Source organism: Dietzia lutea (genome assembly GCF_003096075.1).
Classification (GTDB): Bacteria; Actinomycetota; Actinomycetes; order Mycobacteriales; family Mycobacteriaceae; genus Dietzia; species Dietzia lutea.
In genome coordinates this window covers 3291727-3305146 of sequence record NZ_CP015449.1, presented here as the reverse complement: position 1 = coordinate 3305146, position 13420 = coordinate 3291727, and the positions used below count along the sequence as shown (strand labels likewise).

At 72.6% G+C, this 13420-nt stretch carries 10 protein-coding genes; 4 read left to right on the top strand and 6 right to left on the bottom strand.

The window, feature by feature from the left end; genetic code table 11:
• The first annotated feature begins 14 nt into the window (after positions 1-14).
• A complete protein-coding gene (locus A6035_RS19215) occupies positions 15-1898 on the top strand; it encodes an MmpA family trehalose lipid delivery protein (protein ID WP_279629896.1) in 1884 nt (627 codons plus the stop codon).
• Here A6035_RS19215 and A6035_RS15110 read toward each other — a convergent pair.
• On the bottom strand, positions 1895-3175 hold the full coding sequence (locus A6035_RS15110; RefSeq protein ID WP_108849314.1) for a glycosyltransferase family 4 protein: 1281 nt from the start codon (positions 3173-3175) through the stop codon (positions 1895-1897). The two genes, A6035_RS19215 and A6035_RS15110, sit on opposite strands and share 4 nt — an antisense overlap.
• Before the next feature lie 55 nt (positions 3176-3230).
• On the opposite strand from A6035_RS15110, the gene A6035_RS15105 reads away from it, so the two are divergent.
• Both A6035_RS15105 and A6035_RS15100 read left to right on the top strand, forming a co-directional pair.
• Entirely contained in the window at positions 3231-4049 is an 819-nt protein-coding gene (locus A6035_RS15105; protein WP_108848604.1) for a class I SAM-dependent methyltransferase, read from the top strand.
• Positions 4050-4167: 118 nt separating this feature from the next.
• Positions 4168-5640 carry an aldehyde dehydrogenase gene (locus A6035_RS15100; RefSeq protein ID WP_108848603.1) on the top strand — a complete coding sequence of 491 codons (1473 nt, stop codon included), beginning with the start codon at positions 4168-4170 and terminating at the stop codon, positions 5638-5640.
• A gap of 37 nt (positions 5641-5677) precedes the next feature.
• On the opposite strand, the gene A6035_RS15095 is transcribed toward A6035_RS15100, so the two are convergent.
• Entirely contained in the window at positions 5678-6289 is a 612-nt protein-coding gene (locus A6035_RS15095; RefSeq protein ID WP_108848602.1) for a TetR/AcrR family transcriptional regulator, read from the bottom strand.
• A gap of 145 nt (positions 6290-6434) precedes the next feature.
• On the opposite strand from A6035_RS15095, the gene A6035_RS15090 reads away from it, so the two are divergent.
• Positions 6435-7961 carry an MDR family MFS transporter gene (locus A6035_RS15090; protein ID WP_108848601.1) on the top strand — a complete coding sequence of 509 codons (1527 nt, stop codon included), beginning with the start codon at positions 6435-6437 and terminating at the stop codon, positions 7959-7961.
• Positions 7962-8080: 119 nt separating this feature from the next.
• Here the strand turns inward: A6035_RS15090 and A6035_RS15085 are convergent, their stop codons facing one another.
• The 4 genes from A6035_RS15085 to A6035_RS15070 all read right to left on the bottom strand — a co-directional run bounded on the left by A6035_RS15085 (position 8081) and on the right by A6035_RS15070 (position 13338).
• Entirely contained in the window at positions 8081-8743 is a 663-nt protein-coding gene (locus tag A6035_RS15085; RefSeq protein WP_007629456.1) for a response regulator transcription factor, read from the bottom strand.
• A 99-nt stretch (positions 8744-8842) separates the two neighbouring features.
• On the bottom strand, positions 8843-10342 hold the full coding sequence (locus tag A6035_RS15080; RefSeq protein ID WP_244192461.1) for a sensor histidine kinase: 1500 nt from the start codon (positions 10340-10342) through the stop codon (positions 8843-8845).
• Between the two features lie 74 nt (positions 10343-10416).
• Positions 10417-11352: a hypothetical protein gene (locus A6035_RS15075; RefSeq protein ID WP_108848599.1), complete on the bottom strand. Its 936-nt coding sequence runs from the start codon at positions 11350-11352 to the stop codon at positions 10417-10419.
• A gap of 159 nt (positions 11353-11511) precedes the next feature.
• Positions 11512-13338, bottom strand: a complete 1827-nt coding sequence (locus A6035_RS15070) for a phosphoenolpyruvate carboxykinase (GTP) (protein ID WP_108848598.1) — start codon at positions 13336-13338, stop codon at positions 11512-11514.
• Between the last annotated feature and the right edge of the window lie 82 nt (positions 13339-13420).

Genomic DNA, 13420 nt, shown 5'->3' with positions numbered 1-13420 from the left:
GGTGGAATGTGCGCATGTCCTCCGATGCCGGGCTCCGCCGCCTGATCGCGCGACCGGCCGCGACGGATGCCGCCGTGGGTGCGGTCGTCTCGGGCGCGCTGCTGGCCGGGGTGGCGCGGCCGGGCTTCCCGCTGTTGCGTGACTGGGTGGCCACGCCGACGCCGCCGCTGTCGGACGCGGCGCTCGGGCTCGGGGAGTCGGCGGCACGGGCGGTTCCGCAGGATGTGGCGGTGGCGTGGGCGACCCGGGCGCTGGCCGCGGTCGGGCTGCCGGTGTGGCCGTTGACGGGCCTGCTCACGGTGGTGTTCTGCGTGTGGCTCGCGGTCGCGGCGGGCGCGCTGGTGCGGCGGGTGGTCCCCGGTGGCCGGGCCGCGGGGGCGTGGCCGCGGCTGCCGGCGGTGGTGGGCGCCGTGTGGAATCCGTTCGTGGTGGAGCGGCTACTCCAGGGCCACTGGTCGGTGCTGGCGGGGGTCGCGGCGGTGATGTCGATGCCGGTTCTGCTCGCGCGCGGACGGCCCCGGGTGGCCGCGGCGTGCGCGGCGTTGGCCGCCGCTGGGCTCACGCCGACGGGGTGGGTGCTGGCGGTCGTCGCGGCGGCGGTGGCGCTGGCCGGTGGCGGAGGTGGCGCTCGCCGGACCCGGGCGGCGGTCGCGTTGGCCGCTACAGCTGTCGTGACCGCGCTGCCCTGGGCGTTGGCGACCGCCCTCACCGCGGCGGGTGACTGGGCCGGTGCCGCGGCTGGCGGGGGAGCGGACGCGCCCGCAGGGGTGGCCGCGTTCGCCGCTCGCGCCGAGCCGGGGATCGGGACGCTGGGCTCGGTCGTCGCGCTGGGCGGGATCTGGAATTCCGATGCCGTGCCGCCCTCGAGAGCCACGTGGTGGGCGGCCGCCGCGCTGTTCGCACTGCTGCTCGTCTGGGCGCTCGCGGCGCGGGGTCTGTGGCGGGCGCGGCGTGACCCGGTGGTGCGCGCGACGGTCCCCGTGGCCCTCGCCGCGTGGCTGCTCGTGGCCGTCGCCGCGACGGGCCCGGGCCTCGCGGCGATGGAGGCGCTGGTCACCGCCGTACCGGGCGCGGGGTTGCTGCGCGACACCCAGAAGTTCGTGGCGCTGGCGTTGCCGGCGACCGTGCTCGCGCTGGCCTTCGCCGCCCGCACTCTCGCCGTGCGCGTGCGGCCGATCGCCGCAGGGGTGCTCGTCACGGCGGTGGCCGTGGCCGCCGTCCCCGACGCCCCGCGCGCGCTGTGGCAGCAGCTGCGGCCGGTGACGTACGGGCCCGGGTGGGAGCAGGTGGCGGGCATCGTCGACGGTCGGCCCGGGGACCTGCTGGTGCTGCCGGCGGGATCGTTCCGCTCGACGCCGCTGTGGGCCGACGGCCGGCCGGTCCTCGACCCCGCGCCGCGCCTGCTCGACACCCGCGTCCTCGTCCCGGGCGACCTGGTCGTGGCCGGAGCCGGAGCCGGAGCCGGGGCCGGGGCGGGCGACGCCACCGCGGTGCCGGGCGAGGGGGATCGCGCGCGCCGTGCCACCGACGCGCTGCTGCGGGACGCGGAGCCCCGCGAGCTGGCGGGCCTGGGCGTGCGGTGGGTGCTCGACGAGCGCACGTCCGCCGGGCCCCGGGGCGCGGCGGACGAGACCCTGACGGCGACGACGACGAGGTTCTCCGACCCCGAACTGGCCCTGCACGAGCTCGCCCCGCCGGACGGGCCGGGTGACGCGGACTCGCGATGGAGCGCGGTCACCCCTCCCGGCGCCCCGGCGTGGGCCCGCGCGGCGGTGCTGGCGGCGCACGCGCTGTGGCTGCTCACGCTGGCCGGCGCGGCGGCCGCTGCCGTGACACGGGCGGCAGGTGCTCGCGGCTCGGTGACCGGAGCCGACGCGGCCCGCGACGGAGCCGGCTAGCGGTCGGCCCGGCCGTCGATCACGCCGCTGACCCGCCGGCCCTCGGTGACGGCCGCGAGGACCCGCGCCATCGCCGCGCCGGTGGCGGGCCACGACATCCCCGCCGCCTTCCGTCGGGCGGCCTCGCCCATCCGTTCCCGCAGGTCAGGGTCCGACAGGAGACGGTCCGCGGCGACGGTCATGGCCGCGACATCGTCCACGAGGAGACCCGTCTCGCCGTCGTCGATCGAGTCCCGCAGTCCCGCGGCGTGGTGGTACCCGACGGTGGGGACCCCGTGCTGCGCGGCTTCGGACACGGCGAGCCCCCACCCCTCCTTGCGCGAGGGCATGAGGTGGACGGTGGCGCCGGCGAGCAGGCGGTGTTTGGTGGCCTCGTCGACGTGCCCGTGGAACACGACGCCGCCGGCCTCACCCACGCCGCCGGCCTCACCCAGGCTGCCGGCCTCGCCCACGCCGCCGGTCTCGCCCACGGGGGCGGCGAGTCCGCGTTCGGCGGCGTACTCGCGGAGCCGGTCGGCCCACCAGCCGCTGCCGATGACGTCCAGCACGAGCCCGGGCCGACTCGCCCGCAGGGTGGCGAGCACGTCCAGTGCGTCCTCGACGTGTTTGTGCGGCACCAGCCGGGACAGGACGACCAGGCGCGGGCCGGCGGCGCGGGTGTCCTGCGCGCCCGGCTCCTGCTCGGCCGATCCCTCCCCGCCCGGGGCGATGCCGTCGGGCAGCGGGTCGAGGCCGTTGCGGACCACCGCGATGCGGGCGGGCGCGACGCCGAGCGCGGCGAGCTCGTCGGCCGACGGCAGCGACACGGTGACGTACTGGGACCGCGCGTGGACGAGCGGCGAGAGCCACGACTCGACCCACCACCCGATCCGTGCGACCAGCCACCCGGCGACCGGCCACTGCTCGCGGTGGATGTGATGGACCAGCACGACGACGGGGGCGGTGGTGGCCAGGCGGGCGAAGAAGGGGACGCCGTTCTGGGTGTCGACGACGACGTCGGGCCGTCGCAGAATCCCGAGCGGACCGAGGCCGAGCCGGCCGGACAGGATCGCCAGCAGCGCCCGGGGATAGACGGTGAAGCGCCCGCCGGCCCGGCTGAACCGGACACCGGCGGAGGTGGTGGCGGAGCGGGCCGCGCCCCGCGAGCGGGAGGTCCGGTAGAAGACAGTGTGGCCGGCCGCGGCGAGACCGTCCGCGACGTGCTCGAGGTAACGCTCGCTGCCACCGCCCTGCGGATGAGTACTGTCGCGCCAGCACAGCAGCAGGATTCGAGCCACCCGGACACTGTAGTGGGCGGCCGGACCGCTCCCGGCCGCCGGTATCGTCACCGCCGTGCTCACCGATCCCGTCCACCGCTCGCCCGCGCTGCGATCGGTGGCCCGCCGCGCCACCCTCGGCCGCTCGCTCGGGCTGCTGCGCTCGTTCCCCCTCGAGCAGGCCGACCCGGACGCCTTCTACTCCGGCCTCGCGCGCGACACCGTCGAGCTGGTCGCGGACCTGTGGGCGGAGTCCGGCGATCGGCCCGCCCGGCCGGGACCCGGGCCCGACGCCGGGCGGCTGCCCGGGCTGACGGTCCTCGACGTGGGCGGCGGGCCCGGCTACTTCTCCGACGCCTACGCCGTCGAGGGCGCCCGGTATGTCTCCGTCGAGCCGGACGTCGGCGAGATGTCCGCGGCGGGCCTGGACCAGACGGGGTCGATCCGCGGCAGCGGGATGGCCCTGCCGGTGCGGACCGACGCGGTGGACGTGTGCATCTCCAGCAATGTGGCCGAGCACGTGCCCGAGCCCTGGCGCATGGCCGAGGAGATGTGCCGCGTGACGCGACCGGGCGGCCTCGTCGTCGTCTCCTACACCCTCTGGTACGGACCCTTCGGCGGCCACGAGATGGGCCTGACCCACTACCTCGGCGGCGAGCGCGCGCGGCGCCTCTACGAGCGACGGCACGGCCACCCGCCCAAGAACGTCTACGGCGAGTCCCTCTTCGAGGTCGGCTGCGCCGACGGCCTCGCATGGGCGCGCGACACCGACGCCGCCGACCTGCTCGCCGCGTTCCCGCGCTACCACCCGCGATGGGCGTGGTGGCTGGTGCGCGTGCCGCTCGTTCGGGAGGTGCTCGTGTCGAATCTGGTGCTCGTGCTGCGCGCGAAGTAGGCCCCCACGGCACCCCGGACCCTCGTCTACAGTGAGGTGGAACACGTTCTTGTCAGCCCCGTGCGCGGTTGCAGGGACGGTTCCCACCGCACTCGTCCCCCACCGCACGGAGGTCCCCGTGGTCGTCGTCCATGACAAGCTCTTCTCCGGCACCCGCTGGACCGATCCCATCACCACCGGCGTCCTCGAGGTGACGTCCCCGGCCACCAACACGGTCGTGGGCCGGGTCGCAGAGACCACCACCGAGGACCTGGACGAGATGATCAGCCAGGCCCGCGACTCGTTCGAGTCCGGCGTCTGGCGCACCACGCCGCCCGCCGAGCGCGGCGCGCTGCTCGCCCGCGTGGCCGACATGCTCGAGGAGCGTCAGGCCGAGGTCTGCACCCTGCTGTCGCAGGAGATGGGCGCGCCCGCGAGCGCCGCCTCGATGATCCAGGTGACCCCCACCCTCGGCGTGCTCCGCTACTACTCCCGCCTCGCCGAGTCCTTCCCGTGGTCCGAGGTGCGTCAGGGCGACTTCGGTGCCTCCGTCGTCACCCGCCAGCCCGTCGGCGTGGTCGCGGCCATCACCGCGTGGAACGTCCCGCTCTACCTCAACACCGCCAAGCTCGCGCCGGCCCTGCTGTCCGGCAGCTCGGTGGTCCTCAAGCCCTCGTCGGCCACCCCGCTGTCGGCGCTGTGGCTGGCGGACCTGTTCCGCGAGGCCGGCCTGCCCGAGGGCGTGCTGTCCGTGGTGACCGGCCCCAGCTCCGTGGGCGACCACCTGGTCTCCCATCCGGACGTCGACAAGATCTCGTTCACCGGCTCGACCGAGGTCGGCAAGCACATCGCCGGGATTGCCGCGCAGGGCCTCAAGCGCTGCTCGCTCGAGCTGGGCGGCAAGAGCGCCGCCATCGTCCTCGAGGACGCCGACCTGGCCTCCGCCGCCGGCACCATGGTGTTCTCCGCCCTCATGAACTCCGGCCAGGCGTGCGTGTCGCAGAACCGGATTCTGGCCCCGCGCTCTCGTTACGACGAAGTCGTGAACGCGCTGGTCGAGAACGTCTCGCTGATGCCCGTCGGCGACCCCGCCGACGAGGGCACCGTGTTCGGCCCGCTGGCCAACCACAAGCAGAAGGCGTCCGTCGAGGGCTACATCCGCATGGGCGTCGAGGAGGGCGCGACCATCGCCTACGGCGGCGGTGAGGTCGAGGGTCTGCCCGAGCACGTGGCCGAGGGCGCGTACGTCCAGCCGACCGTCTTCCGCGACGTGGACAACTCCATGACCATCGCCCAAGAGGAGATCTTCGGGCCGGTCCTGCAGGTCATCGCTTACGATACGGTCGACGACGCCGTGCGTATCGCCAACGATTCCGAGTACGGCCTGGCCGGCGCGGTGTACTCGTCTGACCCGGACGCCGCGCTCGCCGTGGCCCAGCGCGTGCGTACCGGCACGATGGGCATCAACTGGTACGCCTTCGATCCCACCGCACCGTTCGGCGGGTTCAAGAACTCGGGCCTCGGCCGCGAGAACGGCCCCGAGGGGCTCGAGGCGTTCTGCGAGCTGCAGTCCGTGCTCATGCCGTTCGGCTGGGAGCCGTCCGACAACTGAGGGTGGACCGGCTGACGACGCCCCCGCGTGGGCGTCGTCAGCCGGTGAACAGGCCCCGCAGCTCCCGCACGGTCGCGTCGAACAGGGCGAGCGGGTCCCCGGCCCCGCCCTCGAGCTCCTCGCGGGCGAATGCCTGCCAGGCCACGCGCCACGTGGTGATGACCACCTCCGCCACCACCAGCGCCTGCAGGCGCCCCACCGTCCCCCGCCCGGCGAGCGCCGCGCTGAGTGCTGTCACCAGATCCCGCTCCTGCGCCGCCACCGCCTGCACCAATTCCGGTTCCCGGACCATGAGGCGGGAGACCCGGCGGAAGTCGCTGCGCTCGATCTCCCGGGCGAACACCTCGCGGGTCGCGTCCGTGAGCTCGGCCAGGGCGCCGGCCGCGTCGGTGCCGGCCGCCCCGGTGTCGGCCGCCTCGGTGTCGAGGCCGCCGCCCGCCACCAGGGCGTCGACCAGTCCCTGCTGGCCCGGCAGCAGTGCGTGGAGCTTCGTCGAGTAGTAGCGGAAGACCGTCCGCTCGGAGACGCCCACGCGGGCCGCGATGTCCGCCACCGTCGTGGCGTGGAGACCCTTCCGCTCCACCAGGTCCAGCGCCGCCCGCTGGATCTCCCGGTACATGCGGGCGCGGTGCTCGTCGCGGATTCCCATAGTGCTTCAGCTCCGGGGTCGTGGGGCGGGCGCCCGGGCGGCGACGGCCATAATCTCTGTCACACTCTGACAGTTCGATCGTAGCAAAGCTGTCAGTGGGTGACATGATTCGTCGGTCCGGTTCCCCAGAGGATAGGTAGGCCCGATGACCAGTACCGCCGATGGCACGTCCGCACCGCCGACCGGATCCACGCCGACCGGATCCACGCCGAGCGGGTCCGCGCCGACCGGGTCCGCGCCGGCCGGGCCCGGGTCGGAGGTGCCCGGGGCCGCGGGGCTGTCCCGCGGGCAGCTCACCGGGATCATCGGCGCCCTCGCGCTCGGCGCGTTCCTCATGATCCTCAACGAGACCGTGCTATCGGTCGCACTGCCGTCGATCATGGACGACTACGGGGTGTCAGCGGCCGCGGGTCAGTGGCTCACCACCGGCTTCCTGCTCACCATGGCCATCGTGATCCCCACGACCGGCTTCCTGCTCCAACGCTTCCCTCTGCGCGGTCTGTTCGCCTTCGCCCTGGGCAGCTTCCTCGTGGGAACCGTGCTGGCGGCCGTGGCTCCGGCATTCGGCGTGCTGCTCGCCGCCCGCATCCTCCAGGCGGTCGGCACAGCTATCGTGCTGCCGCTGCTCATGACCACCACCCTGACGCTCGTCCCGCTCCGGCACCGCGGCATGGTGATGGGCCTCAACTCGATCGTCATCTCCGTGGGTCCGGCGATCGGGCCCACCGTCTCAGGCGTCATCGTCAACTCGCTGTCCTGGCACTGGATCTTCGTCATGATGCTGCCGATCGCCCTCGTGATCCTGACCCTGGGCATCGTCTTCATCAAGGTCCCCACGCCCACCCGCAGTGTGCCCGTCGACGTGCTCTCCGTGATCCTGTCGGCTCTCGCATTCGGCGGCCTGGTCTACGCGATCTCCATCTTCGGTGAGGTGCTCGACGGTCCCACGCTCCCGCTGGTCAGCGCCGCGGTCGGCATCATGGCACTGGGCCTGTTTCTCACGCGTCAGTTCCGCTTGGCCCGCACGGGTCGCGAGTTGCTCAATCTGCGGCCGTTCACCAACCGCACCTTCTCGCTCAGCGTCGCGATGATCATGATCGCCATGGGCACCCTGCTCGGCACCGTGGTGATGTTGCCGATCCTCCTGCAGAACGGCAGCGGGTTGAGCACCCTGACCATCGGGATGATGCTGCTGCCCGGCGGCCTGGTGCAGGTGGTGATCGGGCCGATCTTCGGACGGGTCTTCGACCGCCACGGCCCACGGCCGGTGCTCATCCCGGGCGCGCTCATGCTGGCCCTCGGCCAGTGGCTGTTCACGACCATCGACCCCGGCACCGACCTCGGATGGATCGTCGCCTTCCACACGATCTTCTCCATCGGGCTGGCCATGCTCATGACCGGCCTGCTGTCGGCCGCGTTGAGCGACATGCCGCTGAAGTTCTACAGCCACGGCTCGGCCATCTTCAACACCGGCCAGCAGCTCGGCGGCGCGATCGGCGTCACGATCTTCGTGACCGTCATGAGCACCATCGCGGCCGGCCGGGCCGACGCCGGCTCCGCCGTCGTTGACGGGCTGTTCGACGGCGCCCACCTCTCGTTCGTCGTCGGCGGGGTCCTCGCCACGGTGGCTGTGGTGTGCTCTCTGTTCATCCGGCGAGCACCGGACTACTGACGCCCGCGGACGCCCCGGCGTACGCGCTGCGAGGGACGCCCCGCGAACGACAAGACCCCCGGCTGCGGCCGGGGGTCTTCTCTCGGTTCAGACGGGTCGGCGTCGGCCGGTCCGCGCGCTCACTCCACGCGGTAGCCGACCCCTCGCACCGTCTGCACCTTGTTCTCGCCGATCTTGCGGCGCAGGGAGCGGATGTAGACGTTGACGATGTTGGAACCCGGGTCGAAGTCCATGCCCCAGACGCTCTCCAGGAGCTGCTCGCGGCTGATGGTCTCGCCCTTGTTGCGCAGGAGCATCTCGAGCAGCGAGTACTCGCGGTTGGTCAGTTCCTGGATCCGGCCGTCCACCTCGACGCGGCGGGTACGGATGTCCAGGCGCATGCCGGCGTGCTCGAGGATGCCCGGGTCCTCGGTCGCCTCGTGCTCGCGCAGCCGCAGCCGGATGCGGGCGAGCAGCTCGGGGACGCGGAAGGGCTTGACCATGTAGTCGTTGGCGCCGGATTCCAGCCCCTCGACGGTGTTCGCGACGCTGTCGCGGGCCGTGAGGATGATGACGGGCGCGGCGAACCCGCGGTCGCGGGCCTCGCGCAGCAGCGTTAGGCCGTCGGTGTCCGGCAGTCCGATGTCGAGCAACATCAGGTCGATGTCGGAGATGGTCGACAGGATGGCACGCGCGCTCTCCCCGTCCACCGCCTCGAGTGCGGTGTACTCGGCACCACCGAGTGCCTTGACCAAGACCGAGCGGATGAGGTCATCATCCTCCACGACGAGAACGTTCGTCATGCATCCCTCCTTCTCCGACTTCGGAGTATCGCACGGGTACCGCGCTGCTGGACGCTGGCGGGCGACCGTGTCCGCGGTTCGGCGGGAGACCGGACGGGTTCAGCGGGTGCCGGAGCCGCCCGCGTCGGACGGGTCGGTCCCGGCGGGAGTGCCGGAACCCTTCTCGGGCGGCGGCGCGACGAAGGGGATGACGATGCAGAACGTCGCGCCGCCCCCGGCGGCGTTGAACGCGAACGCGCGTCCGCCGTGCGCCTTGGCGATCGTCGAGACGATCGCGAGCCCGAGGCCGGTGCCGCCGCGTCCGTCACGGAGCTGGCCGCGCGCGGTGTGGAACCGCTCGAAGATGCTCTCCTCCTCGCCGGGCGGGATCCCCGGTCCCCGGTCGCGGACCCACCACAGGAGCCGGCGACGGTAGGACTCCCGCTTCTGGGTCTCCGGGACGGCCCCGGACACGAGCTCGGCCGCGATGGTCGGGTCGCCGGACTCGATGACCCGGCACCCGATCTCGATGGTGTCCCCGGGCCCGGTGAACCGGACCGCGTTGGAGCAGAACTGCATGAGGGCCTGGGTGATCCGGTGCTGGTCCAGCCTGGCCAGGCCCTCGGCGTACGGCAGCACCCGCCAGTCCCGGTCGGCCACCACCTCGATCTTGGCCTCGACGTCCAGCACGAGCTCCGTGACGTCGGTCGCGGCGGTGCGGAGGAAGTCCGGGCGGTCGGCGCGGGCGAGCGTGAGCAGGTCCTCGACGATGCGGGTCATCCGGGACAGTTCGTCCTGCATGAGTCGGGTGGTCTCCGCCCGCCCCTCCGGATCCTCGGGCATGAGGTCGAGGTTGCCCTGCACCACGGTCAGCGGTGTCCGCAGCTCGTGGCCGGCGTCGTCGAGGAACTCCCGCTGCGTGCGGTAGGCGTCCTCGACCCGCTCGAGCATGTCGTTGACGGTGTCGGCGAGCGAGACGATCTCGTCGGGCCCGTCGGAGGGCACGCGCCGTGACAGGTCGGCCGCGGAGATGGTCTCCGCGGCCTCGCGGATCCGTCGCACCGGGACGAGCATCCGGCCGGCGATCCACCACGCGAGCAGTGCGCTCACGACCATGCCCCCGGCGGCCGCCCAGCGCAGGAAGCCGCCGACGCGACGGGCCTCGTCCTGCGTGCCGCGGTCGTTGATCGCCACCACGATGTTGGCCGGTCCGGCCGGGCTCTCGACGGTGGCCTTGCGCCAGCGCACCGCGTCGTCGATCACCCCGGAGTCCTCCGCCGAGGACAGCCCGATCCGCTGGATCCGGGAGCGCATGGCCGGGGGGAAGAGCCGGTCCTCGTCCGGTCCGTACCGGGAGAGGGTGAACTGGGTTCCCGACTCGTTGGCGGTGCCGACGAGCAGGATCTCGGAGGACGGGTACTGCTGCGCCAGGTACGCCCGGATGAGCTGCTCGACGGTGGGGTCGTCCGACTCGAACGACGGGAGGATCCCGGCGGACATGAAGGTCGAGAAGTCGGCCGCCTCGCGGTTGAGCCGGGAGTCGGTGACGCGTTCCGTGCTCAGGTCGAGCAGCTGGATCATGAAGACCACCATCGCGGCGAACACGGCCGCGGTGACCAATGTGATGCTGACGGTGATGCGCAGGCGCGCCGAATGCCACCAGCGGGCCGGTTGTGACCTCCGGAGAGCGGGGCTCACCTCGGTGCGGAGCCGTCATCGGCGGGGGCCGCCGCGCCCGGGGTGCCCCCAGGAGGGACGTCCGGGGTGTCCCCGACAGGGACGTCCGGGGTGGGCACGACGATCGGCGCGCCCAGCACCGGCCCGATCACGACCGGCGCGTCCCCGTCGGACGGGTGCTCCGGACGATCGGGGGTGCCCGCGTCCGGGGTCGGGAGGTCGTCGACGTCGTAGGGCGGGGGATCCGCCGGGGGCGTGCCCCCACCGGGCGGGCCGGGCGAGGTGAGCGGCGGTCGGCCCGACTGCGGAGGCCGGTCACTCAGAGGTGGTGGGCCGTCACCGTCCGGAGCAGGCGTGCCCTCGGCGGGGTCGACGTCCTCGTCGCCGTCGCCGGTGGGCACCTCGCCCCTCGGGTCGTCGTCCATGGGCGACGGCGTGCCGGGACGATCCTGGTCCGGCCGGGGAGCGCGGGGATCCGTGCCGTCCGTCAGGGCGTCGTCCTCGCCCGAGCCTGCCGAGCCGAGCGGCTCGCTGCGGTCCACGGTGTCGCGGATCTGGCCGCGCTGGGCGCCGTCACCGGCCGCCGCTCCAACTCTCGAGCGCGCGGATTCGGTACGGCCGTCGGTCCGCGGCGGCAGGGGCGCGAGGTCGGCCGGCTGCGCGGACAGTGTCGACAGGATCGAGGGGATCGGCGCCGGGACGGGGAGGGCGGACAGGCCGTCGATCACGGTGAGGTGGGGCCGGATGCCCTCGATGGCGGTGCCGGCGGGCTCGGGGGCGGCGACCCGGGTCTCGCCCGCGGTGCCGGAGGTCCCGCCGGAAGAGGCGGTGGCGGTGCGTTCGGCAGCGGTGGGAGGGACCTCTCCGTTCCCGGAGTCCAGGACCGTGACGGCGAGTACCAGGCCCGCGGCCGTCACGGGGAGGGCGATGAGTCCGACGACGGTGGCTCTCATACCTCTCCTCCCGCGGGAACGCGGTGCTCCCCACTCAGCCGTCCACTTTGACAATTGTCGGCGCCACTGTGAAGAGCGTCGAACACATAGTAATAGCGGACGGGTCACACCGGAAAAAGAATGTGTGACCCGTCCGCTATCGACCGTGTGGGGAGAGTGTCAGCCCAGGCGCTCCTTGAGGGCGGCGAACTGCTCGTGCACCTCGGCGGGCACCTTGGGGCCGCAGAACTCGAGCCACTCGGTGATGAGCGGCAGCTCGCGACGCCACTCCTCGGGGTCGACGGCCAGGGCGGCCTCGACGTCCTCGATCGCGGTGTCGAGTCCGGTCATGTCGATGTCGGCGGCGCGGGCGGTGAGGCCGGCGGCCGTCTCATCACCCTCGACGCGACCCTCGATGCGGTCGATGACCCACTTGAGCACGCGGCTGTTCTCGCCGAAGCCCGGCCACAGGAAGCGGCCGTCGGCACCCTTGCGGAACCAGTTGACCAGGAAGATCTTGGGCATCTTGTCGCCACCGCGGGCGCCCATGTCGACCCAGTGCTGGAAGTACTCGCCGACGTTGTAGCCGACGAACGGCAGCATCGCCATCGGGTCGCGACGCACCGCGCCGACCTGGCCCTCGGCGGCGGCGGTCTGCCCGGAGGACAGGGTCGCGCCGATGTACACGCCGTGGTTCCACGAGTACGCCTCGCTGACCAGCGGGACCGTGTCGGCGCGCCGGCCGCCGAAGAGGATGGCCGAGATCGGCACACCCTCCGGGGAGTTGAACTCGGGCGCGGTGACGGGGCACTGGTTGATCGGCACGCAGTAGCGCGAGTTGGGGTGCGCGGCGTTGCCGGGCTTGCCGTCGCCGGTCGGGGTCCAGTCGTTGCCCAGCCAGTCGATGAGGTGGTCCGGCGTGCCCTCGAGGTCCTCCCACCACACGTCGCCGTCGTCGGTCAGCGCGACGTTCGTGTAGATCGCGTTGCCCGGCTCCAGCGTCTTCATGGCGTTGGGGTTGGACGAGTAGTTGGTGCCGGGGGCCACGCCGAAGAAGCCGTACTCGGGGTTGACGGCGTAGAGGCGACCGTCGGCGCCGAAGCGCATCCAGGCGATGTCGTCACCGACCACCTCGGCGCGCCAGCCCTCGATGGTGGGCTGGATCATCGCGAGGTTGGTCTTGCCGCACGCGGACGGGAAGGCGGCCGCGATGTAGTGGACCTCGTCGGTGGGGGAGATGAGCTTGAGGATGAGCATGTGCTCGGCCATCCAGCCCTCGTCGCGGGCCATGGCGGAGGCGATGCGCAGCGCGAAGCACTTCTTGCCCAGCAGGGCGTTGCCGCCGTAGCCGGAGCCGAAGGACCAGATCTCCCGGGGCTCCGGGAAGTGGGTGATGTACTTCTCCTCGTTGCACGGCCAGGGGACGTCCTTCTCGCCCTCGGCGAGCGGGGCGCCCACCGAGTGCAGGCCCTTGACGTAGGCGCCGTCGGCACCGATCTTCTCGAGGGCCGCGGAGCCCATGCGGGTCATGATCTTCATGGACACGACCACGTACGCGGAGTCGGTGAGCTCGATGCCCAGCTTGGGGTCCTCGGCGTCCAGCGGGCCCATGCAGTAGGGCACCACGTACATGGTGCGCCCGCGCATGCAGCCGCGGTAGAGGTCGGTCATCTGGGCGCGCATCTCGGCCGGGTCGCGCCAGTTGTTCGTCGGGCCGGCGCCCTCGGCGGTCTCGGAGCAGATGAACGTGCGCGACTCGACGCGGGCGACGTCCTTGGGGTCCGACTGCGCCAGGAACGAGTTGGGCTTCTTCTCCTCGTTCAGCTTGACGAAGGTCCCGGCCTCCACCATCTCGGCGGTGAGGCGATCCCACTCCGCGTCGGAGCCGTCGGCGAAGACGACCCGGTCCGGCTGGGTGAGCTCGGCGACCTCCGCGATCCACGCGAGCATCTCGGTGTGATCGGTTGGTGCCTGACCCTCGAGGCCGGGAATGGTGGTGGTGGTCATCACTGCTCCTCGCGCGTGGTGCATGGTCTTGGTCACAGGGTATCGCCAACCGGCGCGGATCGCCGCGTCCGAGCCCCCGTTC

Coding starts and splice junctions, on each gene's coding strand:
- A6035_RS19215 (WP_279629896.1), top strand. CDS start 15: ATGTCCTCCGATGCCGGGCTCCGCCGCCTGATCGCGCGACCGGCCGCG.
- A6035_RS15095 (WP_108848602.1), bottom strand. CDS start 6,289: ATGGGAATCCGCGACGAGCACCGCGCCCGCATGTACCGGGAGATCCAG.
- A6035_RS15090 (WP_108848601.1), top strand. CDS start 6,435: ATGACCAGTACCGCCGATGGCACGTCCGCACCGCCGACCGGATCCACG.
- A6035_RS15085 (WP_007629456.1), bottom strand. CDS start 8,743: ATGACGAACGTTCTCGTCGTGGAGGATGATGACCTCATCCGCTCGGTC.
- A6035_RS15075 (WP_108848599.1), bottom strand. CDS start 11,352: ATGAGAGCCACCGTCGTCGGACTCATCGCCCTCCCCGTGACGGCCGCG.
- A6035_RS15070 (WP_108848598.1), bottom strand. CDS start 13,338: ATGACCACCACCACCATTCCCGGCCTCGAGGGTCAGGCACCAACCGAT.